Here is a 26440-nt window from a genome sequence, read left to right on the forward strand (position 1 = left end):
TCAAGTTTTTTAAAAGAATCAACCGCCGATTTTCTCCACCTGTTTATTGAATGCAGAGAAGCTTCGACCTGATGGCGGGAATATGATTGTGATAGAGATACCGCTTTGGAAACAGTAGTATTTTTTTAAAATTAAAAGCAAATTTAAAAAAAACAACACATACATAGTTTATCTTTTTTACAAAAATAGTCCCTATAAAAAAACACCTTTCCAATCCCTTTTACTCCAGCGTCTTTCCATATAATAATGCTGAATACGCACTTCATAAAAGAGGTCGCCGATGATGTCGTAGCCCAGGCGGTCGTAAAACAACGCCACTGACTCGCGGGCGTGGCAGCACAATGTTTTTGCTCCTTTTTGCGCCCATAATTTGCAAAAAAGCATCATTGTTTTCGCTGATGCCCCTGTCTTCGCCATCCCCGCTCTACCGCCACTCGCCGTATGCGATAGTATCCTATTTTCTTCTTGGTCAAAATAAAGCAGCCGATGAGGGTATCGCCGTCAAAAAGCCAAAGCTTCCGTCATTCCTGTGCCAACTGCTCCCTCATCAAATTCCAACCCAAAGGGCGGCGCAACACGCGATAAGAAGCGCAAATCCAACATAGCCCCGTATTCAGGCGACTGATAAGCAAGCGGTTTACATTTCATATTTTTTTGCGGTATGTATCGTCAAAAATCAGGCAAAGCTACATATTATTTTCTTTATCGCGCGCCGCCCACTGCGGGCTTTAAGCAGCGGAGCAGTGCGCTGTCTTTACTTTCGGCATACTGTTGCTAAAGGCTCCATCATAAAACCTATCGCCATTACTATACAACCCAAATCCACAACAAATTGATATGCGGAAACTGAATGGCTTTCATTATTATATATTCCTGCGGCTTGGTGCGGGTAACGGCTTTATGAGCACTTCTTCCTTTTCGGGGAATATTCTTTCAAAGCGCAGCGTAAGCCCTAAAGGTTTTCTTCGCCAGCTTGGAGGCGGTTTTCCGTATTGTTGCGAATAAAATAAAGTGCTCGCGCGGATAGGTTTTTCGGTGTGCGCACCTCCAATATCGCCGATGCCGCAATATCATTAAGCAGTGGCAAATATTGTTCGTGGGTGGCTGGCATTTACTTTTGTAAAATAATCAGCGCGCTGGTGGTCACCAAAGTATCGCCCACCGCCAATCTCATCCTTCACTGAGCAACTCGCCGTTTTCGGTTTCGTCGGGCTGCGGAATGGAGGAAATATGCGTAAAAATATCTTTGGTGGAGATAATGTTTGCGGAAGGATTGAGAGCAGTCCCATTTTCGGATTTACCTGCGCATAAGGATACAGCTTCCCTGACGCTTTGGCCGCATCTTCCATATTTTTTTTCTTTTTCGTATAATATTTCGTAACAAGTATCGGGACGATTGATGGAGTCGCGCTGATACGTCACCCAACACGCCCATTTGTACGGCTACATTTTACGCAGTAAAAATACTTTCCGCTTAAACTGTTCAGTCTTTACACCTTGAAAATCCACCGTATTGTTGATAGAAAGCACTTTTAATCCCGACGACAACAAAACGCCGAGCAACATCAATCCAAAACCCACATAGTGCTATTGATCCGCCTGCTACTTTTAGTTTTGTCGTTCAATACTGCCAACAGATAATACAAATTAGCAACAATGGCAAAGCACGAACCAAACAAGAGCAGCAAAGGCAGCGATGAAGGGAATTTCTACCGAATTGAAAAATCGAGCACACTTAGCAAAACCTCAAAACGGGCAAAATACATCACAATAGCGGTTATCAAAGCATCGACCGCCACTGACCGCCAACCGAGCGCAGCACCAACGCCGGGGAGGCTTTTTTGTATAAAGAATATTGCGTCATTGCCGCCAGCAGCCCGATGCCCACCGCAAACCAGATAGAATAGCGGTTGTAGTGGCTCACGGGGGTCAATGATAACACGCCCTGTACCGAATATTTTATTGATAACAGCCAAGAAGCATCAATAGCAACCAAAGTAGCGAGCAATACCTGATGAGCAAAGTTCCCACAAACATCCAAAACTCGCGCGAGTAGGTCTGTTCTTCTTCGGCGGCGATAACTTTTTCAGCCTTGCCGAATAAAAGCTGAAAACAAAATAAAAGGAGAGCATAAAAACCAACAACTGCCCTGACATACCCAGGAATCGGTAAAAGCGTGTACGGAGAAGCCGAGCACGCCGCTTCGGGTGAGAAAAGTGGAACAGAGCACCAACCAAAAGTTGCCGAATAAAAAGATATAAGTACGCAGCGCGTCCCGAATATTTATACGCCAATAAAGTATGAATACCTGCAATGCCGAAAATCCAAGGCACTTAATGAGGCATTTTCTACGCGGGTCCCAAGCCCAAAGAACGCCTCCAAAACTCAGCGATTCATGCGCCCAAGCACCCCCATCAAAATACCCACGCCCAGCACCCCATAAGCCAGCCAGCGACCAGCGCAAGTGGGCAACACGAAACTTTGGTCAAAAGTACGCCGCCAAAACAGCCACAAGCCGTAAGCAAAAGGAAAGTGCTTGCCCGCAAAGCCCAAAACAGCACCGCCGGCGGGGTGAATCAACCGTAGTTTTGGAGCAGTGGATTGAGTCAGTTGCCATCTTTGATGAGCGACATAGTCGGGATTCATAAAAAAAGGCAACGAAGGCGATTGTTCGCGCATCAAAATAAAAGGACTGCTGACGCCGATTTTGTAGCCGAACACGCCAAATCCCGATGAGCATAGCCAGAAAGACTGCATCACGCTCACGCCTTCAAATGTTATTACGGGAGTTTCCACTCGCCCACGCCGCTATCACCCCCGCCAATAACAGACGTGCAAAAACTCTACAACAAAAACTCCCCTCCTGCCCTTCCCAAAAGCAGGGAAAAAAGCACATATATTTAAAAGGCAAATCGCAAGAAGAATGTTGCCACACAACTGATATTCAAATAATGATTAAAAATCGTCAAAACGACACTACCGTAATGCCGAACACAGCGAGGGGCGTTAAATGGGAAAGCCCGGCGTGAGAGTTTTTCCACGACTCCTGTTCGCTGCTTTGGCTGCTGCGAAACGAATAAATATAGAAACGGCAGCGAGGCAGGGCAGCAAACAAACTCAATAAAGTAAAGAATGACCTGCATTTCCGCACATATCAACCGCTCCCCTGCATACACAACATTTTCGTCCATAGTTTCTTTATTATAAAAGGTGAGCCGTGAAGTTACAATTTTTTTTGAATGATATATTGAATTCCTTCACTTCTTCCTCCGCTCTACAAAAGCATGCCGTGCTGTTTCAACTCCTCCAAAACGGAATATACACCTCCTCCTACTTGCACGAATATGCTCCGCGCAATGTTATCTTGCCCTGCGCCAAACGTTTTGCAAGCATAAAGGCGGGCAAACCCTCCGTTTTGGCAGTCACCGCCATGTGCTTCATCTTCCCCTTTTACCAGCAAAGACGACAACAAACTACTCCGCTTACCCCTCCAATGTATATTCTATTCGTTACGCGCATCACTACCATATCGCGGTCGTGGTTTGCAGTTGCCATTGGAGCAAAAGGGTCGCACACATAATTTCGCAGGCGTAGCGGCTTGTTGCAAAGGTACGTTCCTCCGAAAACAAACCCAACCACTCTAATTGTCGCATTACTTCGCTATCGGGGGCAATTGCCAGCAACTGCGCCACTGCTTTTTCAAAGGATAAATGCGCTGTATTGTTCGGGCACAAAGATGCCGTAAAAGCACCTGAAGTGAGTGCGGCGGTATCTGGGCTCTTAAATGTACTTCTCCGCCAATCCCAACTGTTCAATGGCGTTCCACGCATCGCAATACCCGCGATAGCGAATAGTGCCGCGCACCAACAAAGTAGCAATACCGTCCAAACCATATAACGCACCTTAACCTAAAGAATTGCGAATGGCATAAATTTCACATCGCCGATGCCCGCAATGGGGTGCACCCAATAATTTTCAAACAAACGGCGATAGCAGGTGATTTGATCGCCCCTCGTGCAAATAGCGCGATACGCCCCTGTCCGGCGAGTACCATTCATCGGAGCCCCGAGTAACTTGTAGTGCTTTGAGGTTGGTATCGCTTTCGGGCGCGATGAGTGCCGGGTATAGCGACTGACAGCGTGCAATTGTGCGCCTTGCCCGCGCAGGCGGTGCAGCAATTCCATAATAGCGAATTGGTCAATTGCCGGATCCAATCCCAATTCGCCCATAAACAACAAGCCGGCGGCACGGAAGGCTTCGTCCAAAGCGGCGGCTTCGGCGGTGATATAAGAAGCCGTCACCAAATGTGCGCCAAGTGTTTCCAAACATTCGCCCGGCTACGAGTGTGTTAGCGTGGCGGGCAGCAAAGATACTGCAATATCGGCTTTGCGACACATATTCCTCGGCGGTGAACTTTCGTTATGAATATCAAAACACGGCTTCGCCGCAGGGGGTGCGATAATTTGGCGGCGGCTTGTTCGAGGCTCAAATCGCCTGGTGATGCGCCATTGCGCTTCGGCAGCAGCCTGCACAATAAATATTGAATCAGTTACGGCGATGATTTTCGGCTCCGAGAATTAAGATGCATAATAAAAAACAGGCAAAGGGTTTGGGGTACTTGCCGCCACAAAAATAAGTTTTCTCAGGGAAATTTTCGGAAGGAAATGCAGGTTTTTAGTTTGAAAGTAAAAAACGCTGTTTGTGCGGCATTGGGAGTGCGTTCCCCTTTTCGAGGGCGTAAGTGGGGGTAAGGAGCAGTTTTAACTTTGACAAAGCCTCAAATTTTGACAAAGTTGGAACGCTCAAGCTCTGAGGAGTAGTTTTTAACTTTGACAAATTCCAAATTTTGACAAAGTTGGAACGCTCAAGCTCTGAGGGAGTAGTTTTTAACTTTGACAAAGCCTCAAATTTTGACAAAGTTGGAACGCTCAAGCTCTGAGGAGTGCTTACCAACCATTGGTGAGTGCTTACCGAGCATTGGTGAGTGCTTACCGAGCATTGGTGAGTGCTTACCGAGCATTGGTGAGTGCCTACCGAGCATTGGTGAGTGCCTACCGAGCATTGGTGAGTGCCCACCGAGCATTGGTGAGTGCCTACCGAGCATTGGTGAGTGCCTACCGAGCATTGGTGAGTGCCTACCGAGCATTGGTGAGTGCCTACCGAGCATTGGTGCGTGCCTACCGAGCATTGGTGCGCGCCTACCGAGCATTGGTGCGTGCCTACCCGAGCATTGGTGAGTGCCTACCGAGCATTGGTGAGTGCCTACCGAGCATTGGTGAGTGCCTACCGAGCATTGGTGAGTGCCTACCGAGCATTGGTGAGGCCTACCGAGCATTGGTGAGTGCCTACCGAGCATTGGTGAGTGCCTACCGAGCATTGGTGAGTGCCTACCGAGCATTGGTGAGTGCCTACCGAGCATTGGTGAGTGCCTACCGAGCATTGGTGAGTGCCTACTGAGCATTGGGGAGTGCCTAATGAGCATTGGTGAGTGCCTACCGAGCATTGGTGAGTGCCTACCGAGCATTGGTGAGTGCCTACCGAGCATTGGTGAGTGCCTACCGAGCATTGGTGAGTGCCTACCAAGCATTGGTGCGTGCCACCAAGCATTGGTGCGTGCCTACCAAGCATTGGTGCGTGCCTACCAAGCATTGGTGCGTGCCCCACCAAGCTCAGGAGTGCCTACCAAGCTCTGAGGAGTGCCTACCAAGCCTGAGGAGTGCCTACCAAGCTCTGAGGAGTGCCCACCAAGCTCTGAGGGTGCCACCAAGCTCTGAGGAGTGCCTACCAAGCTCGAGGAGTGCCCACCAAGCTCTGAGGAGTGCCTACCAAGTCTGAGGGTGCCACCAGCTCTGAGGAGTGCCTACCAAGCTCTGAGGAGTGCGCCCCAAGCCCGAGGAGTGCCTACCCCAAGCTCTGAGGAGTGCCCACCAAGCTCTGAGGAGTGCCCACCAAGCCCGAGGAGTGCCTACCAAGCTCTGAGGAGTGTCACCAAGCTCTGAGGAGTGCCCCACCAAGCATTGGTGCGTGCCTACCAAGCATTGGTGGCGTGCCACCAAGCATTGGTGCGTGCCTACCAAGCTCTGAGGAGTGCCCTACCAAGCTCTGAGGAGTGCCCACCAAGCTCTGAGGAGTGCCTACCAAGCTCTGAGGAGTGCCGCTCAAGCTCTGGGGAGTGCCGCTCAAGCTCTGAGGAGTGCCGCTCAAGCTCTGAGGAGTGCCGCTCAAGCTCTGAGGAGTGCCGCTCAAGCTCTGAGGAGTGCCGCTCAAGCTCTGAGGAGTGCCGCTCAAGCTCTGAGGAGTGCCGCTCAAGCTCTGAGGAGTGCCGCTCAAGCTCTGAGGAGACACTCTCCCACAAAGTGTGTAAGTTGAAAGATCATCATTTGATAATGACATAATCGGGGTGTTCGGCAAACCATTGCTTCGTAAAATCCAAACGTATTCTCATATCTTCCGAAACTCAGGAAAACCCTCCACCATTTCCGATAAAATCGAGGCTGCATCATAAGCACAGCGGTACTCGTGATCTTCTGCATACGTTATGTTACCCCTTTACGCGAAGACTACAGCCGCGATTTTCCATATCCTCTGTGTCTAAAAACTCCAATAACAACTCTATACATTTGCGCGTTCTCAGGCATTTAAAATATCTTTCGTTGTCGTAGCGCGATGCCTTACAAGGTCCATCTTCACGCAGTGCTGCTATCCATTCCTGCTCATATTGCTCATTGCCCATATTTGCCAAAATCAGTTTCTCGTTGGGTGCTATCAATTTATGGGGTACGGTGTTGTATTGGTAATAGTATCCTACGGAATCTAACTGAAATTCATAATATTCTACGCTATCGAGTATTGTGTCGGGTTTGGTGGAGTATTGGGCAATATTTTATTGTAGTATTCTGATTCGGCATAGTCTATTTTTGCCTGCAAATCGGTATCACCTCCTTATCATTCATAAACGATAGCAAATCTATGTTTGACCCTATTTCTTCTTTTTGGCTCAAACGCGGCAACAGGCGTTCAAAAGCCATTTGTTTTGTTTTTTCGGTGAGGTAAGAGCTTCGCTCTATTAAGGGCAGGTGGTTGGGTCTGTTGAGCATATACAATTCTATGAGTTTCTGCATTTCTTCCACATTGCCTTTTTCATTTTTTCCTATTATAAACGCCCCATACAAAGACTCTTGGAGATCCGGATATTCTTCTGAATGAAAATCTTGATTGCCGCCATAAAGCAATCGGAGTCTAAATTAATTATTTTTTATTACATCGCTATAGGCTTCAGTAGTAGCTTGGTCAAAATTATGGATAAGCCGATAAGAGGCATATTTCCTGAACAATTGGCGTATTTCGGCGGTGTCGCAGGGGCTTTGCGCCGACAGAGAAACCGCCATAACTATATAAAACAGTACAAAAAGTATTTTTTTTCATCGGATTATTTTTGTTGTTATTAAGTGATTTAAAATTGTTTTGCGGTGCTATATAAACTTAATTATGCTGGTTTTATTATGTGCATTTAATAAGAAATCATTCGCTCTCGTGTATTTTTATCCGAATTATCCGGTTTTTTATTGTTATTTATTTGCAGCTAAAAATACAGATTAAGCAGATTTTACCCCAAAAGGGATTTGGATTTTTGGGTATCATTTTTTCTACAATGATTTTACGCCTACGGCATTCAGGTTTTCCTGTTGGAAGCACTTAGTTATGAATAGTAGATTCAAGTAATAAATTATTTATTAAAAGGTACACCAGTAAATTTTAGCCCGTGGTTAGGTAAAAGCAAATATCAAATTATATAAAGGTAGCCGTAAAACACCTTTCCAAAGTGGCTACAGACCTATGTTTTAATTTCATTGATGAAATGAAAACATCGGGAAAGATAGATTTAATTGATAGAGATGAATTTTGTACGGAGAAGAAGGGCAAGTCAATATAACCTTTATCAGTAGAAAATACTTAGGAGAAGATTTTGAAACAGGTAAACGGTTTGTTTTTAGTGAAGGTGTTGAACCAATGGGAGAAGGTATAGTTGAAGAAATATTATAAGATAAAAGGAGAGTGTAAATTAAACTATGCTAAAGCCAAATTTTGATATTGATAATCAGAAAGTTATAAAAAATTGACACAGTTTATTTTACACTCCCGATAAAGCCCCGATTCGGGGCTTTTATCTTTACTCATAAATATCTTTTCTATGTCCAAGGTCAATGACATCTACCAAAAGGACATCATCAAAAATATCGTAGATAATGCGGTAATCAGCCACACGGATACGATAAGCATCTCTGCCTTTTAGCTTTTTTATATCCTGATGGTCTTGGATTATCGGCAAGGCTGTAAATAGCTTCCTTGATATTGGAATAATACGGCTCATTGATTTTTTCAAGAGCTTTAATGGCTTGTTTTTTTAAGACTACATTATAAGCCATTACTTCGCTTTACGTTTAGCTTCAATCATTTTAAAGGCATCATCAATAGGGATAGAAGGCTCATTGGATTTTTTGGCTTCGTCATAAAGCTTTATATCTTCCAACTCTTCTAATTCTTCCATAATGGCTTTAAAATCCTTTAAAGAAAGTACCACAGATATTTTTTTACCTTCGTTGTCTGTGATGTATTGCGGATGTATTGTAAGCATATCAAAATTATTTTACTGCAATGTTTTGTTCAAAGAAAGTCTGAAACTTGTTTTTAGTGAGCATACATAATGCGACAGACTGCGTTTTTATCTTCTTCATCCAGTTGAGAAATCAACTGTACTTTTTTATTAGCGGTTTTGTCTTCCACTTTCAAATTCTCTTTCGCCCTTTTCCATTTTGGAATAGTTGGAAGGATACCCCCCAACTGCGTTGGCGACTTCCTTTTGCATCCATCTCCGTTCTTCACGGAGTTTTTTTATATTCTTCGCTATTATCCGAATTTAAAGGCACAAAGTTAGTCAAATTGTCTATAAAATACCATATTAAATGGACAAAAAAGCACAGCGAAACTTTACAAGAACTATCGCCAACCCTACTTCCTACGTCTTCGCCAAAGCTGTTCCCGCTATAAAAGCCGTTGCCCAGGCCGCCTGAAAATTGAACCCTCCGTAATGGCATCTATATCCAATATTTCACCCGCAAAATACAAAGTCGGGTGCAGGCGGCTTCTGCAGCGTTTTAAAGTTTACCTCCTCCAAAGCCACTCCCCCACAGGTCACAAATTCTTCTTTAAAAGTATTTTTGCCCGAAATATCCAATTCCATTTGCCGCAGCAGCCCCACCAAACGATGCAGATGCTGCTTCGGCAAATTTGCCCACTGCAACCGTTCATCTATATCCGCCATGGCGCACAGTCGCTGCCACAATCGCAACGCCAACGCCTCAAAAGGAGATGATGCGGTGATTTGTTTTTTGGCGTATTGTTGTTTGTAGTGCTGCAAATGCTGCAGGGTCGCTTCCGCCGACAAAGCGGGCAAAAAATTGATGCACAACACGCCGCGATATTGCAGGGCGTGCAAGGTGCGAGCTTCCCACGCCGACAGCCGCAATACCGCGGACCGCTCACGCCTTTGTGCGTAAAAAGCAAAGCCCCTTCTTGCGGGTGAGGCTTCGTTTTGGCAGAAGAAGAAACGACAGCGTTTTTGAGCCACACTTGTACTTGCTGCACGCTGATGCCCGACAAATCGCTGAAAGGTGATGCGGCAATGGAAAAAGTGAACAAAGAAGGCACAGGCTCAACAATACGATGCCCTAATTGTGCCAGCAGTTGCCATAAACGCTCGCTGCTGCCGCCCGCTACAATAAGGGCGGAGGCGGTTAATATTTCGCCGTTTTGAAGTTGTATTTTCCAATCTGTCTGCGGCGCGGTCGGTGCTGTAATCTGCTCCACCGAATGTTGTGTGCGTATTTGCACACCCGCTTGCAGCGCACTATTCACCAAACAATCCACAATGCTTTGCGAACGGTTGCTATGCGGAAACACCCTGCCATCTGCTTCGGTTTTGAGGGCTACGCCGTGTGCTTCGTACCATTGGCGCGTTTGGTCTGTGCCAAAACGCCGAAATACGCTCAACAACTCGCGTGCGCCGCGCGGATAATGCTGTACGAGCAAAGCGGGGTCGCTCAGGGCATTGGTGACATTGCACCTGCCGCCGCCCGAAATTTTCACTTTCTGAAGCACTTCGCGCCCGCGCTCCACGATGGTCACTTGCCAGTCGCTATGCTCCGCCAACGCAATAGCAGCAAAAAATCCTGCCGCACCGCCGCCGATTACGATACATTTTTTCAAAATTATAAATATAAAAATTTTGATGATGATAAAAAAAAGAAATTCCCAACTTTGAGCCTTATCAAAATAAAAAAACAGCATAAATTTTTTAACCCCCAAAAAATATTTTCAACTTTTAATTGAAAGAATAAATACACGAGCAGAATTAATTTATACTATTTATTTTTATAAAATATTGATGTTAAATTAGTTATTTCATTTGTTATTTATAATTAAAAATCAATCATTACCTAATAATCATTCATTTTTACAACATCTTTTTCAATGCCAGCACTGTGTTCCAGTTGCGTGTAGAAGTGGCAACTTTTAAATGTTTTTCCAAAAAAGCCGGCGAAAAAGGCGTTTGATGATAAGGCTGCGGGCAATACAAATAAAGCATATTTTCGGCGGCTTGCCAACGGTCGGGAGTATTTTCAAAATGCACCGCACTTTGTTGTTGAAGTTGTTGCCAGAGGGCGGGCGCGGGCATTTGCTGCAAAAAAGTGGCGTGTAAATGTGTCGTTTCTAAGTGAGGCTCGGCGATGATGAAGGGATTTTGTGTGATGATGCTTTGCCACGCGGCGGCAGTGCGCAACAAAACCGGCACCGGAAAACCGAGTTCTTGGTGGAGCTTGTAAGCGATAGCGGCTTCTAATTCGGAAACTTCTGGCAGGGGCTGCGCTTGAAACACCACATTTCCGCTTTGGATATAGGTGCGCACCTGCTCCAAACCCATCGCCGCAAAAATATTTTTGAGTGCCTCCATTTTTACGCGGCGTTTGCCGATATTAATACCTCGCAACAAAGCAATATAAGTAACCTTGTGCATACAAGAAAAAAAAATTTGTACAAAATACGGCAAAAATTGACAAACTCTGCACAACAAAATCGGCATACCACAGAAAAACACTATCTTTGAGGCACTAAAACAATATTGCAATCTTATCCTATGCAGTTTCCCAGCGATTTGCGCTATACCAAAGACCACGAATGGCTTCGCCTTGAAAATGGCAATATCGCCGTTGTAGGCATCACCGATTTTGCCCAGCGCGAATTGGGCGACATCGTGTATGTAGAAATTGAAACGCTCGAGCAAACCCTTGAGCAAAACGATATTTTCGGCACGATAGAAGCCGTAAAAACAGTGTCGGATTTATATATGCCGGTGTCGGGAAAAATTATTGAAATCAATACCGCCCTCAACGACAACCCCGAAGCCGTCAATAAAGACCCCTACGGCGAGGCGTGGATGATAAAAATACAAATCAGCGACCCTGCACAGGTAGATGCACTCTTAGATGCTGCCGCTTACGAAGCTGCGGTTTCTTAGTTGGTGCCTCGCTTTTGTATTTTTTCTTCTTATTATGTTAGTTCCTTATCGTTTTACGGCAATGTGGGCATATCTCATTGTCTTTCTTTCTGTTTTGCCCTCCAACGCCCTGCCGCGCCTGTCGTTGCTTGATTTTGATTTTATAGATAAATTTATCCATTTGATGTTTTATGCCGTTTTGATGGCAGCATTTATCATAGAACACAGGCGTTTTTACGGAAAAAATCCTTCTGCACCACTAATAAAAAAAGTGATAGCGGGTATTTTTGCAGGTGGTTTTGTGATAGAAATTATACAAGGGGCTTTTTTGCAGGGGCGGCAGTTTGATGTAATTGATTTAATCGCCAACGGCTTGGGCATTTCTTTGGGGCTGCTGCTATTGCTGTTACCTTCTTTACAAAAATAAAGTTTCAACAACAACTTTTAGCTTTGTAAAAGTTGTTGTTGAAAGAAAAATAATTTTATTCTTACTTTTATTAAAAAGTTGATAGTGTTAAATATTGAATGATGATCAACGATACAAATCATTAAAAATGATATACTTAACTAATAACTCATCATTCAAAACTAAGCACTACCGAAAAGTTAATCTTCGTTGTGCAGTAAATGCTCGGCACGCCCTTTGCGAAATACATTGCGCACTTCGCGTATGCCGGTTTTGCGTAGGTGGCGTTGTTCTTCTTCGGGCAGGCGGATAAAATCCTGACAATGGTGCGAGCAGCAGCCGTCGAATTTAGCGCGGCAGGCATCGCATTGAATGAAGAGCAGATGACAAGCCTCGTTCACGCAGTTGGTGTGGGCATCGCAGGGGCTGCCGCACTGGTGACAATGTGCGATAACATCAGAAGAAATGCGTTCGCCCAAGCGTTCGTCAAACACAAAGTTTTTACCGATAAATTTATTTTCCAAACCCTGTGTGTGCATCTTGCGCGTATTTGATGATACCGCCCTCCAACTGATACACTTTTTCAAAACCTTCGTGTTTGAAGTAGGCACTTGCTTTTTCGCAGCGAATACCTCCGGTACAATAGAGCAGAATGTTTTTGTCGCGGTGGGCTTGCAGCATATCTTTAATCAGGGGCAGCGACTCGCGGAAAGTATCCACATCGGGTAATATTGCACCTTTAAAATGTCCCACTTCACTTTCGTAGTGGTTGCGCATATCCACCATCACGGTGTCGGTGCGGTCAGCCATTTCGTTGAAAGCGGCGGCGTTGAGGTGCGTACCGCATTTGGAAGCATCAAAAGTGTCGTCCGACAAACCATCGGCTACAATTTTGTATTTTACCTGTATTTTTAATTTAAAAAATGATTTTGCCTGTGCTTCTACTGCAATATTCAAGCGCATATTATTAAATGTTTCGCGGGCATACAACTCGGCTTTAAACTCGTCATAATGCTCTTTGGGCACAGAAATTTGTCCGTTGATGCCTTCGGTGGCGATATATACGCGCCCCATTACGCCAAAATGTTCCCAAACAAGGTACAACTCATCGCGCAAAGATTGCGGTTCGGGGATATATACATAGCGGTAAAATGACAAAGTAACGCGCTCTTCGTGGCTTTCCTGCATATATTTTTTGAGCAAGCGGCGGTCAATGCGATTATATAAAGGCATAGAGTTGATATTATTTTTTATTTTCGCTGCAAAGTTAAAAAAATTGTAAATACAACAACAAAAAAAGACTATTTTGTCTTTAATTTTTTCTATATGAATATTTTTATCCCTTTTCTAAAATTGATTCGGATTCCTAATTTATTGTATATCATACTCACGCAATTACTGTTGTACTATTGCATTATAGAGCCTGTTTACAGCATCACCGGACACACCCTGTCTTTAAGCAGCTACGAATTTGCTTTGTTGGTGTTTTCTACGGTATGTATTGCGGCGGCGGGCTATATCATCAACGATTATTTTGATGTGCAAGCCGATGAAATCAATAAGCCGGAGCGTATTTTTATCAACAGAAGCATCAGCCGCCGCGCCGCCATCTTGTGGCATTTGTTTTTTAATGCTTTGGGCATTGCTTTGGGTTTTTATTTGGCGGTGCGCGTGGGAGTGCCGCGTTTGGGATTTATTCATGTAGGGGGCGGCGAGTTTGTTGTGGTATTATTCCAATTATTTCAAACGAAAATTTCTGATTGGCAATATACTCGTGGCTTTGCTCACTGCCTTGGTGGTGCTGATGGTGGCAGCTTATGAACCCACCTTGTTCAAGAAAGAAATTTTGGAAGTGCCTTTAAAAGACAATGTTATTTTACAATATTTTTTGGGTTATGCTTTTTTGCTTTTATGACCACCTTGCTCCGCGAAGTGGTAAAAGATATGGAGGATATGCAGGGCGACGAAGCCATCGGCTGCCGCACGCTGCCCTTAGTGCTGGGTTTGCGTCCTGCCAAAATGATAGCGGCGGTTTTGGCTATTTTTATTGTGGCAGCCCTATTTATGTATCAGCGCGTGGAGTGGGGCTACCAACTGCAACGCTCGGTGGTGTTGGTTTTTTCTTTTTTGCAACTGCCCTTGCTGTATGTGGTGTATTTGCTGTGGTATGCCGACAAATCCTCCGATTTTAAATACATCAGCCTCATTATCAAATTAATTATGTTGTTTGGTATTTTGTACTTGATATATTTCCGCAGCACCATACAACTCAATGAGCCGGTACTACAATTACCCGTTTTGGAGATGGGGGAATAAGAATATCGGATTATTTTTTTTGTAAGACTTATATTTATCCAAAACCGCGCTGTCGGGCGGCTTCGTAGAGCATAATTGCCGCCGCCACCGACACATTCATAGAGTCCACAATTCCTTTTTGCGGTATTTTGATGCGTGCAGCAGCAGCCTCTTGCCACAGCGCACTGATGCCCCACGCTTCTGAACCCATCACAAGGGCACAAGCTGCCGTATAATCCTGCTGATGATACCACTCGGCGGCTTCTAAATGGGTGGCATAAATCCGAAGTTGCTGTTTCCGACAAAAATCAATGGCTTCTACGCTGCTGCATACCGCCAAGGGCACAGTAAATACACTACCCAAACTCGCCCGTATGAGATTAGGGTTGTACAAATCGCCTGCAACATCGCACAACAACACCGCATCTGCACCTACTGCATCTGCACTGCGCAATACCGCACCAATATTTCCCCAGTTTTCTAAGGCTTCGAGCACCAACACCAAAGCAGCAGGCGGCAACGATAATTGCCGCAATGGAGAATAACAGTGCGCACCACCGCCACATATTGTGCCGCCGCCCCGCGATAAGTGATTTTTTCAAATACTTCGCTGCTCACCGAAAGTAGCTCCCCCATATTTTTCGGCGAAAGCGACTGCTTCGTTTTCGGCAACAAAATCAGGGCAAAATATGAGCTGTTCTATTTGCAAGTCGGTGGTGGCGAGCAGCATTATTTCGCGCAAGCCTTCCACCACTGCTTTGTGCTGCAAACGCCGTTCACGCGCTTTTTCCTGCAACAAAAGAACATTTTTGATAAATGGATTTTGTAAACTGCTGATGTGCTTTATCATCGTGTAGCGGCGGCTTTACAACACGATTTTCACAAAATAATCGCGCCCAAAATCCTGAATCGTATAATTGCTAAAACCCGCCTCTTTCATCAATTTCTCCACATCATTTTGCTGTACAAATACAAAGGGCAATTGCGCTGACGATAGCGGATACGACGTTGCCACGCCAAAAAGCCCCCCGATTGCGGAAAGCTGGCATAAATTTCTTTGCTCACTTCTTGTTTGAGTTTGAGCAAAAGCGATACAGGCTTTTCTATATAATCAAAAAAACCGGTTAAAATAGCGGCATCATATTTTTTGTCGAGTTTTAAATCCATATAATCGCCCAACAAAAAACGAACCTTTCCTTTATTACTGCTTTGTGCAGCCACCTGTCCGGCTATATCCAACATACCCTGCGCCAAATCCAAGGCTAATACTTCTTTGCCTTGCTCCAACAATTCATACACATACCTGCCCGGTCCGCAGCCCACGTCCACTACGCTTTGAATGGAGGGTTTGGCGGTTTCTTTAAGCACTTCGCGAAAGCGCAAAAACATAGTGCGGCGCAAATACTTATCGATGAGTTTGCCTACAGTGCCACGCGTGTCGGTATGTCCGTAAATTGCATCAAAGCCGCGTGCATAGCCGTGAAAAAATTTTTTTACGTCTTGACTGTTTTGGTTCATAACAAAAAAAAATAAATAAGTTGGCTGCAAAGATATACGATAAAGCAGAATTTATATACAGTTTACCGTTCATCAGGGAGCTTTTTTATTACTTTTTAATACCTGCCGCCAAACGGCTGAAAAGTTCATCTAAATTTGCAATCATTCGTTCTTTGGTATATTCCTGTGCCACCCACTCCAATAATTTTGTACCGAATTGCAGGCGCAGTGCGGGTTTTTGGATAAGCAGCAGCAGTTTTTCTAAATATTGCGGGCGGTTTCTTTTCTACAATAAATCCGCTTTCGCCGTCTGTTATGAGTTCGCGTGCACCCTCTACTTCGTAGCAAATAACTGGCAGGCGCGTATAACCCGCCTCCACCACCACGCGCGGCAGCCCTTCGCGCAAAGACGCAAACACAAAAATATCCGAGGCATAGAGCCATTCGGGTACTTCGGTGGAATGACCGTAAAAAACAACTTTTTCGGAGATGCCCAAGCGGTGCGCCAGTTGTTTGCAATTCTCCATTTCTTCGCCATCGCCCACAAAGAGCATTTTGGTATGCAGAGCATGGGGCAGCACTTCTGCCAAAATAGCGAGCAACTCACGGTGGTTTTTTCCTACCGCAAAACGCCCCACCATAGTCAGCAGCACTTCATCATCGGCAATACCGAGTTGATGGCGGCGCGCGCGGCGCACTTGGGCGGCGTTGGAAAGAACAAATTTTGTTTCGTCTATGCCACTGCGGATAATCTGATACGGAATACGATTGCCCAAGCCATGTTTGTGATAATGATAAATGGCATCGCTACCTACCGGCACAATAAAATCATTCATCCATATCGTGAGTTTTTCTACATATATATAAAACTTGCGTTTTGCCTCCGACATCGGGTCGTTGAAAGTAACGCCCTCTAATCCAAAAATAATCACCGGAACACCTGCTAACCACGCCGCCACGCGTGTAATTACGCTTGCTTTTGCTTCGTGGGTATAAACAATGTCTGTTTTTTCTTTTTTAAACAAGCGATAAAAAAAATAAATGGAGCGTATATCTTTCCATAATCTGATTTCTCTGCCCAAGTGCGGACATTGATGAATGGGAATTTCGGGCAAATCTTCAAATTCGTTGTGGACGATGGTATTGCCCACGCCCACCGAAAAATCGTATTTGTGGCGCAGTTCCTTGATGGTGGCATACACGTTGATGTCCACACCGCCACCCGGAGCCATCCACGTCATCGTTTGCATAATTTTGGTTTTTGGCATCAATGCAGGGATATGGAGCGACTTGTTTTTAAATGTTGTTGTTGCCCGATCAGCGCAGCGACCGTAGTAAATGAAAATTTTGCAGCATTTGTCGGGTGCGCGGCAGCATTTTTTCAGCCCTGTGTAGTGGGTGAGTTTTGCTTTCCATTCCATTTGCGGCAAATAGGGGTGTTCGGGGTCGTATTCCCAGGGGTGGCAATAATACATACCGCTTTGCTGTTGTTTTTGTAGGGCAGCAAAGCCTTTTTTAAATATAAAATAAGGAAAAATACGAAAATACGCACCGCCTATCGCCCATTTTTTCCAAAAAAAAGAAGTGGTGGATAAGCCATATTCCCACAAATCTACATCGCGGAGATAATATAAATTTTCGGGTGCGCCCTCAATACCATACCGCCACGTCACTATCGGCGATATAGAACAATCGTAGTCGTAGCCCTGTTGTTTGAGCACTTCCAAAGCCCACAGCGATTGCCGTGTGACGGAAAAAAAAGGAGCGCGAAAGCCGCGCACTGCCTCGCCGGTGAGGTCGGAGAATACGCCGTTGCACATTTTTACGTCCTCTTCAAATGCTGCCCTATTCTGGCTATACACTTTTTTGTGCCAATAGCTGTGTGAAGCAATTTCGTGTCCGTTGCGGTGCAGCGTTCTGATGAGGTCGGGATAGTGCTTGCCTATCCAACCCAAACAAAAAAAGGTAGCCTTGGTGTTCGTATCGTCTAAGAGTTGCAAGAGGGGGTCTAAACCCTTGCGCAATCGTTGCTCTTTGCCTTTCCACTCGTTGAGTTCCAGCTCTATGCCGTGATACCAATCTTCTAAATCTATCGTGAAAGCGTGTGACAGTGCCATACAAAAAACTGTGGCAAATATACACAACTTGGGGCAAGCATTTCTTTCTGAGGTTGTAAAAAACAACTATTGCCAAATTTTCTTTATTTACAAGAAAAGAGGTTTTACTTTTGAGGTACGGAAAAAATATATATTTATGTTTTGTAGAATAATTTTTGTACTGCTGCTTTGTGGAGCTTGGGCGGCTTGCTCTTACGAGCATCAACCTTGGCAGCCACAACAATTCGGCGGCGAACTTGCTTTTCAAGTGCCGCCCTATATAGAAAAAACCACCGAACTCAGCGATAAGTCGCCCTTGCAGTTTGTGAATTTTTTTCGCAATTTTTATATGGTCGTGGACAGTTTTCCGCTTCATTCTGCCGCCGACAGCAGCCTCACCACCCTTGCCCAAAATGAAGTCACTGACCTCAAAACGCATCTTTTTGAGCCGGCGGCATCACCTTTGCGGGTGGTGCAGCAGCAGCCCCACCCCACCCTGCGCTGCGAAGTGGAAGGTACGGTGGGTACAGAAAAAAAAGACTTGCAACAGACTATCCGCTATTATTTTTACTTTGTGGAGGGCAAACAACACCGCTACCGCATTTTGATATGGATATGGGCAGACCGCCGCAATTTTCACGAGCAGGAAATAGAAAAACTATTGGCTTCGGTGCGGCTGCAATAAGGCGATAAAAATGCGATTTTTGTTCATCATTTATTTTAAATGACGACACCGCCTCTTTGTCAAGAAAAAAAACATATTTGGTCGGAAATAAAAAAAGCGGCTGCAAGTGTTTGCAGCCGCTTTTGCTTTTAAAAAAATACCCGGGGCGGGACTTGAACCCGCACGACATTTAAGTGTCACAGGATTTTAAGTCCTGCGTGTCTACCGATTCCACCACCTGGGCATCGTGCTTTTCAGAAAAAAACCCGCCCTCATATAAAAGATAGGCGGGTCATCTTGAGAGCAGAAGACGAGACTCGAACTCGCGACCCTAACCTAGCAAGGTTATGCTCTACCAACTGAGCTACTTCTGCTGATGTACAGCTTAACAAGGACAGCAACCTGTAACCATTGCCCTACTGTTTAAAAGCGACACAAAGATAAGGCATTTGATTTTACATCTCCAAATTTTTTCAAAAAAATTTTCAAAAAAATTTTTGACCTCTTTATTTAAAAATCTCCTAATTGCGGGCGCATCAATATTTCTTCCACTACGGTGCGTTCCGAAAGTTGATAGGTGTTCCAAAGAGCCTGTGCCACATCTTCGGCGGGCATAAAACGCTCGTCGGGGCTTCCGTACCCTCCCACGACTGGGTGAGTGTGGCTCCGGGCAGCACAGCCGTTACACGCACCTGCTTGCTTTTGAGTTCTTCGCGCAATACTTTTGAAAACCCCAAAAGGGCGTATTTGCTGATGCAATACGAGCCGCCGTTGAGATAAGGTACAATGCTGGCAGTAGAGCAGATATTAAAAATATGTGGCTTTTGTGTGCTGCGCAATACCGCCGGCAACAAGGCTCTTGTGAGATGATATGCACTATATAAATTGGTTTGCATTTGCTGTTCAAAAACGCCTTCGGCTTCGGCAATCAGGCTGCCGGGGATAAATACACCTACATTATTCACCAATATATCAATATGCGAAAAGTGTTGCAACACAAAAGCTGCGAAATCATTTACTTGTGTTTTTTGCGACAAATCGGCTTTGAAAGTGAAGGTATGCACCGCCGGATATTGAGTTTTCATACGCGCTTGCATGGCTTGTAAAGCAGCACTGTTGCGAGCACAAATGGCGATATTAAATCCTTCGGCGGCAAATTTTTCGGCAATGGCTCTTCCGATACCGAAAGTAGCTCCACTGATGACAATGTTTTTCATATAATCAATCTGTTGTGTGTGTTTTAAAAAAATCTTACTATTGTTTGATGAATAAAAAATCAAAAAAGGCTGAACTGCGGCGAACTGCCAATAAATATTATTGAAATTTTTATAAAAATATCCCGTTTGAATGCTTTTTAAAAAAAATAAAAAAAAGCACAGTGTTCCTTTTTATGGTTGTTGTGATGTGGGCGGCTTGATGTTGTTCCAAGTATGATAGAGTTTTTCTTGCGGCGGACGGTTGAGCGGCATTTCGCGCAGGGGTTCGCAAGGGCGCAATGATTCGCGGCACTCCTGCGGCAATTGCTGATAAAGGGCAGTGCCGGCGGATTTCCACGCGAGCATTTCATTGCTGACCTGCTTGATGATACGCGCCGGATTGCCCACTAACAAACTACGCGAAGGAACGATGGTGTCGGCTGCTACAAAAGACAAAGCCCCCACGATGCTTTCGTCGCCGAGTACTACATTATCCATCAATACGGCATTCATTCCCACCAAGCAGTTGCGACAGATGTGGGCACCATGAATAATAGCTCCGTGTCCGATATGAGCCGCTTCGCGCAGGTGCACACATACACCCGGAAACATGTGAATGGTGCAATTTTCCTGCACATTGCAGCCGTCTTCGATGACGATTTCGCCCCAATCGCCGCGCAAGGCTGCTCCGGGTCCAATATAGACGTGCTTTCCGATGATGACATTGCCCGTAACTACAGCTTGCGGGTGTACAAATGCCGTTTCGTGGACTACGGGAATAAAGCCTTTAAATTCATAAATCATACAATAACTTTATATTCAACGACCAAAATACAGCTATTTTGGCTGTGTGCCTATAAAATTTTATATCCGCCCACAAGAAAAAAATTCTGTTGTGGCAGCAGCTACTTGTCAATTTTCACTAATTTCATACTATATACGCCGCTCGCCGAGCGCAACTCCACATAATATACGCCCGCCGCTAAATCTGCCATTGTTATGCGTTCGCCATCTGCCGCTTTTTGTTGCTCCCACAACAATTTTCCTGCTGCCGACCACAAACGAAGTTCCACCTCCATATCGGCAGGCAGGCGCAATATTGCAACATCTTCCACCGGATTGGGGACTATGGAAAATCGACGAGAAGTAGGAACAGAGGCAAGCGAACCTTGTTTGCCGCCGCCATCTTCTTTGGTCATGTCGGCGTAGTTCGGTGCACTGGGCGGAAAAGTAACTGCTGCATCGCCTATTGATATATTTCCTATGCTGCTTACGCCACCTGCTGCTATATCGGCGAGCTGCTGCTTATAACAGTCGTTGGGGTTGAAGGGGTCGTAATTCGGCGATTGAAGTGTAGCTGTAAAAAAGCAAGGTAAGCTTTGCATTCCGTTCATCGTGCGCGACACACCGTAAGACCCTGTGTGCGGAACAGTAAAAGTATTTCCTTCGGCGATTTTATTAATGATCTGAGCATTGCCTTGAAGATCTGGTTCGGGTTCAGTTTCATACCATTCTATATTTTCACCTATTACGGTTATTTCTGCATTATTTTCGCATAAAGAATAAGAATCTGCTACATTTTCGGGCGGAAGATTATTGATAGTAACAGAGCTTGTAATTTCATCTGCCTTGCAACCGTATTCATTTTCTACATGTATTACCAAGTGATAAGTACCTGTTTCTTCTACCGCTATCGGTGTTATTGTAGAACTCAATCCACAGCCTTCATGTATTTTATAAAGTTCATTATTTCTGTATATATCATAACTTTTTACTTGGATACCATCATAAGAACAAATGCCCGGAGGCGGATTATAAATATTTATTTCATTGCCTGTTCTGTACATAAGTACAGTTTTACAATTTACTTGGTATTGACCATTTAAATCGCCCAGAGGACCCGACAAGTTCATTTCTTTTAATGTTATTTTCATTTTGTCGCTTTCCCAGCCGCCAACTGTTTGTGACACATAAATCTCTTGTACATTGGAAGCAGGGACATACATATTTCCCTCAGCCAAAATTTCATAAGCGTTAAAAGAACCCAATTTATACCATTTAATATTTTCGCCTTGTGCATAAAGCGTGTCAGCGGGGCTGCCTTTACAATATTCAAATACATTGGGAGCAGACTGATAAACAGCATGAGCAGCAGTAACAGGAGGGGGTGTAGGCACTTCGTTGGTATTGAGCGAAAAGGTTTTTATTGGTATTCCATTATCCAACACCGAAACTGTATAAATCCCGTCAGGTAGCTCATTAATCGTTAAAATGTGGCGCAAAGGTTTAAAAATCATCTCATCAGAACGATTGACATTATCAATTTCGTTGTGTTGGAGCAAGTGTATATAAATATTATTGCTGTTGGGGTAATCATTTTGAATATAGATGCTGTCTAACACTACTTTTTCAGAAAAACGCCAACCGTAGTAAGTAAAATTAAGGGAATCGGTATTGGCAGAAAGCGGAATGGTACTTACGACTACACTATCGGTGGCTATTTTATATTTATCGTAAGGGAGCAGGCAATGACAATGGGATCTACTATCGTATTACGCACATCTATTTCCATGATATTTGAAATGTCTTTGGAACGGCGGCAGTACAAAATTTTTCCGTTTCCCTTAAAATAATTGCCGAAAGTATAAGAGCCGCCTATGGTACCCAAAATCCCCAAAGGAGTACTCCAAATATTATGATATTTTGCTACCTGTGTTTCTACGCCCATGAGTGCTGTTCCATTACTCAAAATAGTATAATCTTTTTCATAATCAATATATTCATAGGTGCCTATTGGTGCAGCACCGCCACCGAATTTTTTATCGCAATATCCATATTCATAATTTATATAATAAAATACTCCGTTATTAAATACTTGAGCATAGGGTGAGCCTTTTAATTTATAAAAATATCCGCAGTCTGCAGCAGCGTTGGTATGTTCTTTTTCCCAATACAGCATTTCTCCCTCACTGTTGTATTTAATGGTGATAGATTGCCATTGGTCGCCTTGCTTTATTTTCCCATTAATCATCAAGTAATAATCGTCAATTGATTGTAAACTTTGCAGGGTGCTTTCAAAAGGAAAGGCATTTTTCCATATAATATTGCCTTCTACATCTAATTTTTGTAATTGAATAAAACCGTCATCTTCCGTTGCTTTATAAAAACCATTTATTGTTTTTACGGCATTATACGGCACAGGTTGATCATAAACAAAGGGTTTTAGTGTGTATAAACCGCCGAAACCATAATGACCATAGAAATAATCATATTCGTTTATCTCCTCTTTCTGCTCTACTTTTGGTTCACAATATTTCCCTGAGCATCGCACAGCCAAGTGTAAAGCAGAAAGGTGCTGTCGGGTTGATAAATGACGGCTTGCAGCAATATGCTGTCTTCGTAGGTGCAAAAAGCGCGTGTGCCATAGTTGAGGGTATCATAGGCAGGCTGCATCGGCAATGGATAAGTGCGCTGCCACAATTTGTTCCCTTCTGCATCTAATTTCATCATAAATAGGTGAGTGCTGTCATTTATTTTGCCCGCACCATTGATAAAATAGCCGCCGCTTGCCGTTTCCTGAATATTGGTTTTTTCAAAATCACCGAGCGGCATTTCCAAGTCCTGCTCCCAAATTAGTTGTGCCTGCATATACAAAGGAAAACAGACCAAGCAGCAAAAACACCATAAAGTTTTCATAAAAAAAGTGGATTTTTTTTAGTTAAAATCAATAGATTAAAGAATATCATCAATTTGTAACTAAAAATTAACACATCTATCTGTAATATTCAAATTTTGGCTCACCTATTTTATATCGCAGCAGCTACTTGTCAATTTTCACTAATTTCATACTATATACGCCGCTCGCCGAGCGCAACTCCACATAATATACGCCCGCCGCTAAATCTGCCATTGTTATGCGTTCGCCATCTGCCGCTTTTTGTTGCTCCCACAACAATTTTCCTGCTGCCGACCACAAACGAAGTTCCACCTCCATATCGGCAGGCAGGCGCAATATCGCAACATCTTCCACCGGATTGGGGGCTATGGAAAAGCGACGAGAAGTAGGAACAAAGGCAAGCGAACCCTGTTTGCCGCCGCCATCTTCTTTGGTCATGTCAGTGTAGTTGGGTGCGGTGGGCGGAAAAGTAACTGCCACATCGTCTATTGATATATTTCCTATGCTGCTCGTGCCACCTGCTGCTATATCGGCGAGCTGCTGCTTATAACAGTCGTTGGGATTGAAGGGGTCGTAATTCGGCGATTGAAGTGTAGCCTCAAATTTGCATTTTGGACCTTCTACCCCATTTACCGTTTGAGATACCTGATAAAATCCGGGTGAATATATTTCAAAAGTATTTCCTTGCCCCAATAAGGTAGCTCCACTGTTGTCATACCACAATAAATTTTCACCAGCCAACTCAATAGCAGGATCATCTGTGCACACTGTTACTTTTTTATCAATATCAGGGTAGGTGATAACATTAAAATCATGAGCAATTACATTTTCACAACCATATTCATTTTTAAGATAAAATTCTATCGTATAAACCCCATTGCCCTTCGTAGCATAATAATTACAATGCCCAAGACACAGACAGGCGTAATTGTAGTCGTATTGATTTCCAACGTATGGTGCTGAAATGGGGACACCATCTTTATAGAAGTTAATAGATTGCAATCCTACTTGAAGCACAAAAGGAAATTCATCGTCCACACAATATGCAACGCAATATAAACAATTGTACCCAAAAGTAACATCGCAACTACCTGGTTGCTCATACAAATTAAAATATCCGCCACCCAAATTCGGAGGCGGCAGCGGCTCAAGCGTAATTGCCAGTTTTTCACTTTCATATCCTAAAGCAGTTGTTTGCGACACATAGATAACCTGATCATTAGAGGTTGGAAAATATGTATTACCCTCTGCCAGCAACGCATAAATGCTATCAGCAAGCATTTCATACCACTTTATATTTGTTCCCTGAGCGTATAAAGTATCAGGCATAAATTCTTTGCAATATTGATATAGATTTGGTTCGGGGTTTTCGGCATAGTTATAAGTAGATACTTGCGGCACTAAGGGTTGTTCACTCACTGTGAAAACAGAAGTTTTTATTTCTTCATCATTGTTCAAAAGATGTATTGTATAAACCCCGTCAGGCAAATTTTCAAGTGTATATGATTTATCAAACGGACGATACCAAGTGCTGGAATCGCGCTGTATGCTGTCACGGTGCTGATACAGTTTTACATAAAAATCATTGTTCTCTGGATAATTATTTTCAAAAACCAAACTATCCAAAACAGCTTGCTCGCTATAACGATAGCCTAATAAATTGATACTTACAGAATCAGGTGCGCGTACTATTTTTTTTACATCTGCTCCTATAGTATCTACACGAAGTGTGTGCTTACTGCCCGCCGGAATAGAAAATTTATACATTTGTTCCCTGAGCGACCAACGCAATAGAGGTAAAGAGGGTGAGGGGGAAGTTTTTTTATACGCTATTATACCCTTTGTGATTTCTTTAAAATCGCCAGAGTCTTTGAGATCTGCCGCAGAGGGTATAGCTTTATAGGGGCAAGCTATTGACACTAAAGTTTCTTTAGCTGTATTTCTGCTAATGAGTAGCATAGTTCCATTTGACAGGGTATATTGCCAATATTTATTGTATATATATAAATAAGGTGTAGTAAGACATTCGATCCCAATGTTTATACCATAGCTATTACCTATTAGTTTTTTTCTGAAATAAATATCAATATCCTCAATACAAGTAACTTGATAAGGAGTGATGCTGACACTTTTGTAGCCTAAAAACAAGGGAATTTCATCAACATATAGTTTCTCCCACCACATTAAGTTGCCGGCAGCATCATATTGAATATTAATGGGAATGGTATCATTTTCAGTGAGCAAATCAGCTTTTATTGCGAAGCCTCCATTATAAGCAGTTTTTTTATAAGATTTATAAATACATTTTTCAGAAAAATTTTGCGTCCATACCGTTCCACCCTGCGCTCCTATTTTTGTTATTTGAATAAATTCGCCTTCCTGTGATATTTTAAAGAACCCTTTTGTCGTAAAAAAATCTCCGTATAAACTACTATTTATATTCTCAAAACGGGTACATCAAAAGTAGTAATCGTTATAAAAGCATAATCTACCTCCTCTTTCTGCTCTACTTTTTGGTTCATAATATTTCCTTGAGCATCGCACAGCCATGTGTAAATTAAAAAGGTGCCGTCGGGTTGATAGATAATGGCTTGCAGCATCAGGCTGTCTTCGTAGGTGCAAAAAGCGCGCGTGCCATAGTGGTGGTCATCGTATGCAGGCTGCATCGGCAATGGATAAGTGTGTTCCCACAATTTATTCCTATCTGCATCTAATTTCATCATAAATAGGTGGGTGCTGTCGTTTATTTTGCCCGCACCATTGATAAAATAACCGCCACTTGCTGTTTCCTGAATGTTGATTCTTTCAAAACCACCGAGCGGCATTTCCAAGTCCTGCTCCCAAATTAGTTGTGCCTGCATATACAAAGGAAAACAGACCAAGCAGCAAAAACACCATAAAGTTTTCATAAAAAAAGTGGATTTTTTTTAGTTAAGATTAATAAATTAAAGAATATCATCAATTTATAACTGAAAAATAACACATCTATCTGTAATATTCAAATTTTGGCTTACCTATTTTTATATTTTGTACAACGCAGGCATAAATAAGCCTTT

At 43.7% G+C, this 26440-nt stretch carries 36 protein-coding genes, 2 tRNA genes and 5 pseudogenes; 8 read left to right on the forward strand and 35 right to left on the reverse strand.

Annotation, left to right across the window (positions count from 1 at the left end; translation table 11 throughout):
- Window positions 1–192: 192 nt before the first annotated feature.
- The 11 genes from IPL35_14975 to IPL35_15025 form a co-directional block, all read right to left on the reverse strand.
- Entirely contained in the window at window positions 193–387 is a 195-nt protein-coding gene (locus IPL35_14975; GenBank protein MBK8444625.1) for a hypothetical protein, read from the reverse strand.
- Between the two features lie 114 nt (window positions 388–501).
- Window positions 502–648, reverse strand: coding sequence for a hypothetical protein (locus tag IPL35_14980; GenBank protein MBK8444626.1), 147 nt, complete (start codon window positions 646–648; stop codon window positions 502–504).
- Window positions 649–952: 304 nt separating this feature from the next.
- On the reverse strand, window positions 953–1111 hold the full coding sequence (locus IPL35_14985) for a hypothetical protein (GenBank protein MBK8444627.1): 159 nt from the start codon (window positions 1109–1111) through the stop codon (window positions 953–955).
- 59 nt (window positions 1112–1170) lie between these two features.
- On the reverse strand, window positions 1171–1422 hold the full coding sequence (locus IPL35_14990) for a hypothetical protein (GenBank protein MBK8444628.1): 252 nt from the start codon (window positions 1420–1422) through the stop codon (window positions 1171–1173).
- 358 nt (window positions 1423–1780) lie between these two features.
- The gene (locus IPL35_14995) at window positions 1781–2041 is read right to left on the reverse strand and encodes a hypothetical protein (GenBank protein MBK8444629.1); all 261 of its coding nucleotides are present in this window, start codon (window positions 2039–2041) and stop codon (window positions 1781–1783) included.
- Window positions 2042–2385: 344 nt separating this feature from the next.
- A complete protein-coding gene (locus IPL35_15000; protein MBK8444630.1) occupies window positions 2386–2796 on the reverse strand; it encodes a hypothetical protein in 411 nt (136 codons plus the stop codon).
- Window positions 2797–2900: 104 nt separating this feature from the next.
- Complete coding sequence (locus IPL35_15005; protein MBK8444631.1) at window positions 2901–3191, reverse strand: hypothetical protein; 291 nt, start codon at window positions 3189–3191, stop codon at window positions 2901–2903.
- Between the two features lie 83 nt (window positions 3192–3274).
- Complete coding sequence (locus tag IPL35_15010) at window positions 3275–3469, reverse strand: hypothetical protein (protein MBK8444632.1); 195 nt, start codon at window positions 3467–3469, stop codon at window positions 3275–3277.
- 52 nt (window positions 3470–3521) lie between these two features.
- Window positions 3522–3815 (reverse strand): hypothetical protein, encoded by a 294-nt coding sequence (locus tag IPL35_15015; GenBank protein ID MBK8444633.1) that lies wholly within the window; start codon window positions 3813–3815, stop codon window positions 3522–3524.
- Window positions 3816–3908: 93 nt separating this feature from the next.
- Entirely contained in the window at window positions 3909–4325 is a 417-nt protein-coding gene (locus IPL35_15020; protein MBK8444634.1) for a hypothetical protein, read from the reverse strand.
- A 12-nt stretch (window positions 4326–4337) separates the two neighbouring features.
- Window positions 4338–4532 carry a hypothetical protein gene (locus IPL35_15025; GenBank protein ID MBK8444635.1) on the reverse strand — a complete coding sequence of 65 codons (195 nt, stop codon included), beginning with the start codon at window positions 4530–4532 and terminating at the stop codon, window positions 4338–4340.
- 424 nt (window positions 4533–4956) lie between these two features.
- Here IPL35_15025 and IPL35_15030 point away from each other — a divergent pair, with 424 nt between their 5' ends.
- Complete coding sequence (locus IPL35_15030) at window positions 4957–5457, forward strand: hypothetical protein (GenBank protein MBK8444636.1); 501 nt, start codon at window positions 4957–4959, stop codon at window positions 5455–5457.
- 24 nt (window positions 5458–5481) lie between these two features.
- On the forward strand, window positions 5482–5835 hold the full coding sequence (locus tag IPL35_15035; GenBank protein MBK8444637.1) for a hypothetical protein: 354 nt from the start codon (window positions 5482–5484) through the stop codon (window positions 5833–5835).
- Here the strand turns inward: IPL35_15035 and IPL35_15040 are convergent.
- From IPL35_15040 to IPL35_15060, 5 genes are all read right to left on the reverse strand, one after another.
- Window positions 5823–6077, reverse strand: coding sequence for a hypothetical protein (locus tag IPL35_15040; GenBank protein MBK8444638.1), 255 nt, complete (start codon window positions 6075–6077; stop codon window positions 5823–5825). The genes IPL35_15035 and IPL35_15040 overlap by 13 nt on opposite strands.
- Window positions 5986–6345: a hypothetical protein gene (locus IPL35_15045; GenBank protein ID MBK8444639.1), complete on the reverse strand. Its 360-nt coding sequence runs from the start codon at window positions 6343–6345 to the stop codon at window positions 5986–5988. Before IPL35_15045 ends, IPL35_15040 begins: the two co-directional genes overlap by 92 nt.
- A 196-nt stretch (window positions 6346–6541) precedes the next feature.
- A complete protein-coding gene (locus IPL35_15050; protein MBK8444640.1) occupies window positions 6542–6769 on the reverse strand; it encodes a hypothetical protein in 228 nt (75 codons plus the stop codon).
- Between the two features lie 142 nt (window positions 6770–6911).
- On the reverse strand, window positions 6912–7232 hold the full coding sequence (locus IPL35_15055) for a hypothetical protein (GenBank protein ID MBK8444641.1): 321 nt from the start codon (window positions 7230–7232) through the stop codon (window positions 6912–6914).
- Between the two features lie 12 nt (window positions 7233–7244).
- Window positions 7245–7388, reverse strand: coding sequence for a hypothetical protein (locus IPL35_15060; GenBank protein MBK8444642.1), 144 nt, complete (start codon window positions 7386–7388; stop codon window positions 7245–7247).
- A 394-nt stretch (window positions 7389–7782) separates the two neighbouring features.
- Between IPL35_15060 and IPL35_15065 the strand changes: the two are divergent.
- Window positions 7783–8043 (forward strand): annotated as a pseudogene (locus tag IPL35_15065) (hypothetical protein).
- A 127-nt stretch (window positions 8044–8170) separates the two neighbouring features.
- Here IPL35_15065 and IPL35_15070 read toward each other — a convergent pair.
- The 4 genes and pseudogenes from IPL35_15070 to IPL35_15085 form a co-directional block, all read right to left on the reverse strand.
- Window positions 8171–8426: pseudogene (locus tag IPL35_15070) on the reverse strand (type II toxin-antitoxin system RelE/ParE family toxin).
- Window positions 8426–8635: a hypothetical protein gene (locus IPL35_15075; GenBank protein MBK8444643.1), complete on the reverse strand. Its 210-nt coding sequence runs from the start codon at window positions 8633–8635 to the stop codon at window positions 8426–8428. Before IPL35_15075 ends, IPL35_15070 begins: the two are co-directional and overlap by 1 nt.
- Window positions 8636–9016: 381 nt before the next feature.
- A pseudogene (locus IPL35_15080) lies at window positions 9017–10266 on the reverse strand (NAD(P)/FAD-dependent oxidoreductase).
- A gap of 247 nt (window positions 10267–10513) precedes the next feature.
- The gene (locus tag IPL35_15085) at window positions 10514–11074 is read right to left on the reverse strand and encodes a DUF1697 domain-containing protein (protein MBK8444644.1); all 561 of its coding nucleotides are present in this window, start codon (window positions 11072–11074) and stop codon (window positions 10514–10516) included.
- 120 nt (window positions 11075–11194) lie between these two features.
- Here IPL35_15085 and gcvH point away from each other — a divergent pair, with 120 nt between their 5' ends.
- Together gcvH and vanZ are read left to right on the forward strand one after the other, a co-directional pair.
- A complete protein-coding gene (gene gcvH, locus IPL35_15090; GenBank protein MBK8444645.1) occupies window positions 11195–11575 on the forward strand; it encodes a glycine cleavage system protein GcvH in 381 nt (126 codons plus the stop codon).
- 61 nt (window positions 11576–11636) lie between these two features.
- Entirely contained in the window at window positions 11637–11981 is a 345-nt protein-coding gene (gene vanZ / locus IPL35_15095) for a VanZ family protein (protein ID MBK8444646.1), read from the forward strand.
- Between the two features lie 179 nt (window positions 11982–12160).
- Here vanZ and IPL35_15100 read toward each other — a convergent pair.
- Window positions 12161–13193, reverse strand: a pseudogene (locus IPL35_15100) (rhodanese-related sulfurtransferase).
- A 120-nt stretch (window positions 13194–13313) separates the two neighbouring features.
- Here IPL35_15100 and IPL35_15105 point away from each other — a divergent pair.
- Window positions 13314–13781, forward strand: a complete 468-nt coding sequence (locus tag IPL35_15105; GenBank protein ID MBK8444647.1) for a UbiA family prenyltransferase — start codon at window positions 13314–13316, stop codon at window positions 13779–13781.
- Window positions 13782–13871: 90 nt separating this feature from the next.
- Window positions 13872–14276 (forward strand): hypothetical protein, encoded by a 405-nt coding sequence (locus IPL35_15110; GenBank protein ID MBK8444648.1) that lies wholly within the window; start codon window positions 13872–13874, stop codon window positions 14274–14276.
- Window positions 14277–14310: 34 nt separating this feature from the next.
- On the opposite strand, the gene IPL35_15115 is transcribed toward IPL35_15110, so the two are convergent.
- The 5 genes from IPL35_15115 to IPL35_15135 form a co-directional block, all read right to left on the reverse strand.
- Window positions 14311–14790: a hypothetical protein gene (locus IPL35_15115; GenBank protein MBK8444649.1), complete on the reverse strand. Its 480-nt coding sequence runs from the start codon at window positions 14788–14790 to the stop codon at window positions 14311–14313.
- Complete coding sequence (locus IPL35_15120) at window positions 14736–14891, reverse strand: hypothetical protein (GenBank protein MBK8444650.1); 156 nt, start codon at window positions 14889–14891, stop codon at window positions 14736–14738. Before IPL35_15120 ends, IPL35_15115 begins: the two co-directional genes overlap by 55 nt.
- Entirely contained in the window at window positions 14854–15105 is a 252-nt protein-coding gene (locus IPL35_15125; protein MBK8444651.1) for a hypothetical protein, read from the reverse strand. Before IPL35_15125 ends, IPL35_15120 begins: the two co-directional genes overlap by 38 nt.
- An 89-nt stretch (window positions 15106–15194) precedes the next feature.
- Window positions 15195–15773 carry a methyltransferase domain-containing protein gene (locus IPL35_15130; protein ID MBK8444652.1) on the reverse strand — a complete coding sequence of 193 codons (579 nt, stop codon included), beginning with the start codon at window positions 15771–15773 and terminating at the stop codon, window positions 15195–15197.
- Between the two features lie 125 nt (window positions 15774–15898).
- On the reverse strand, window positions 15899–17869 hold the full coding sequence (locus IPL35_15135; GenBank protein MBK8444653.1) for a glycosyltransferase: 1971 nt from the start codon (window positions 17867–17869) through the stop codon (window positions 15899–15901).
- A gap of 136 nt (window positions 17870–18005) precedes the next feature.
- Here IPL35_15135 and IPL35_15140 point away from each other — a divergent pair, with 136 nt between their 5' ends.
- Window positions 18006–18533, forward strand: coding sequence for a hypothetical protein (locus IPL35_15140; GenBank protein MBK8444654.1), 528 nt, complete (start codon window positions 18006–18008; stop codon window positions 18531–18533).
- Window positions 18534–18670: 137 nt separating this feature from the next.
- Here the strand turns inward: IPL35_15140 and IPL35_15145 are convergent.
- The 9 genes and pseudogenes from IPL35_15145 to IPL35_15185 all read right to left on the reverse strand — a co-directional run bounded on the left by IPL35_15145 (window position 18671) and on the right by IPL35_15185 (window position 26293).
- Window positions 18671–18756 (reverse strand) — tRNA-Leu (locus IPL35_15145).
- Between the two features lie 58 nt (window positions 18757–18814).
- A tRNA-OTHER gene (locus tag IPL35_15150) sits at window positions 18815–18886 on the reverse strand.
- Window positions 18887–19022: 136 nt separating this feature from the next.
- A pseudogene (locus IPL35_15155) lies at window positions 19023–19729 on the reverse strand (SDR family oxidoreductase).
- A gap of 171 nt (window positions 19730–19900) precedes the next feature.
- On the reverse strand, window positions 19901–20512 hold the full coding sequence (locus IPL35_15160) for a transferase hexapeptide repeat family protein (GenBank protein ID MBK8444655.1): 612 nt from the start codon (window positions 20510–20512) through the stop codon (window positions 19901–19903).
- A gap of 101 nt (window positions 20513–20613) precedes the next feature.
- Window positions 20614–22110, reverse strand: a complete 1497-nt coding sequence (locus IPL35_15165) for a T9SS type A sorting domain-containing protein (protein ID MBK8444656.1) — start codon at window positions 22108–22110, stop codon at window positions 20614–20616.
- A gap of 95 nt (window positions 22111–22205) precedes the next feature.
- Complete coding sequence (locus IPL35_15170) at window positions 22206–23045, reverse strand: hypothetical protein (GenBank protein ID MBK8444657.1); 840 nt, start codon at window positions 23043–23045, stop codon at window positions 22206–22208.
- Window positions 23003–23404, reverse strand: a complete 402-nt coding sequence (locus tag IPL35_15175) for a hypothetical protein (GenBank protein MBK8444658.1) — start codon at window positions 23402–23404, stop codon at window positions 23003–23005. Before IPL35_15175 ends, IPL35_15170 begins: the two co-directional genes overlap by 43 nt.
- 124 nt (window positions 23405–23528) lie before the next feature.
- The gene (locus IPL35_15180) at window positions 23529–25628 is read right to left on the reverse strand and encodes a T9SS type A sorting domain-containing protein (GenBank protein ID MBK8444659.1); all 2100 of its coding nucleotides are present in this window, start codon (window positions 25626–25628) and stop codon (window positions 23529–23531) included.
- A gap of 191 nt (window positions 25629–25819) precedes the next feature.
- A complete protein-coding gene (locus tag IPL35_15185) occupies window positions 25820–26293 on the reverse strand; it encodes a hypothetical protein (protein ID MBK8444660.1) in 474 nt (157 codons plus the stop codon).
- Window positions 26294–26440: the final 147 nt, after the last annotated feature.

It is taken from the genome of Sphingobacteriales bacterium (assembly GCA_016711285.1).
Classification (GTDB): Bacteria; Bacteroidota; Bacteroidia; order Chitinophagales; family UBA2359; genus JADJTG01.

Coding starts and splice junctions, on each gene's coding strand:
- IPL35_15005 (MBK8444631.1), bottom strand. CDS start 3,191: ATGGACGAAAATGTTGTGTATGCAGGGGAGCGGTTGATATGTGCGGAA.
- IPL35_15125 (MBK8444651.1), bottom strand. CDS start 15,105: ATGATAAAGCACATCAGCAGTTTACAAAATCCATTTATCAAAAATGTT.
- IPL35_15085 (MBK8444644.1), bottom strand. CDS start 11,074: ATGCACAAGGTTACTTATATTGCTTTGTTGCGAGGTATTAATATCGGC.
- IPL35_14975 (MBK8444625.1), bottom strand. CDS start 387: ATGATGCTTTTTTGCAAATTATGGGCGCAAAAAGGAGCAAAAACATTG.
- IPL35_14980 (MBK8444626.1), bottom strand. CDS start 648: ATGAAATGTAAACCGCTTGCTTATCAGTCGCCTGAATACGGGGCTATG.
- IPL35_15160 (MBK8444655.1), bottom strand. CDS start 20,512: ATGATTTATGAATTTAAAGGCTTTATTCCCGTAGTCCACGAAACGGCA.
- IPL35_15175 (MBK8444658.1), bottom strand. CDS start 23,404: ATGAAAACTTTATGGTGTTTTTGCTGCTTGGTCTGTTTTCCTTTGTAT.
- IPL35_14985 (MBK8444627.1), bottom strand. CDS start 1,111: ATGCCAGCCACCCACGAACAATATTTGCCACTGCTTAATGATATTGCG.
- IPL35_15060 (MBK8444642.1), bottom strand. CDS start 7,388: ATGGCGGTTTCTCTGTCGGCGCAAAGCCCCTGCGACACCGCCGAAATA.
- gcvH (MBK8444645.1), top strand. CDS start 11,195: ATGCAGTTTCCCAGCGATTTGCGCTATACCAAAGACCACGAATGGCTT.
- IPL35_15110 (MBK8444648.1), top strand. CDS start 13,872: ATGACCACCTTGCTCCGCGAAGTGGTAAAAGATATGGAGGATATGCAG.
- IPL35_15130 (MBK8444652.1), bottom strand. CDS start 15,773: ATGAACCAAAACAGTCAAGACGTAAAAAAATTTTTTCACGGCTATGCA.
- IPL35_15140 (MBK8444654.1), top strand. CDS start 18,006: ATGTTTTGTAGAATAATTTTTGTACTGCTGCTTTGTGGAGCTTGGGCG.
- vanZ (MBK8444646.1), top strand. CDS start 11,637: ATGTGGGCATATCTCATTGTCTTTCTTTCTGTTTTGCCCTCCAACGCC.
- IPL35_15135 (MBK8444653.1), bottom strand. CDS start 17,869: ATGGCACTGTCACACGCTTTCACGATAGATTTAGAAGATTGGTATCAC.
- IPL35_15120 (MBK8444650.1), bottom strand. CDS start 14,891: ATGGGGGAGCTACTTTCGGTGAGCAGCGAAGTATTTGAAAAAATCACT.
- IPL35_15185 (MBK8444660.1), bottom strand. CDS start 26,293: ATGAAAACTTTATGGTGTTTTTGCTGCTTGGTCTGTTTTCCTTTGTAT.
- IPL35_15075 (MBK8444643.1), bottom strand. CDS start 8,635: ATGCTTACAATACATCCGCAATACATCACAGACAACGAAGGTAAAAAA.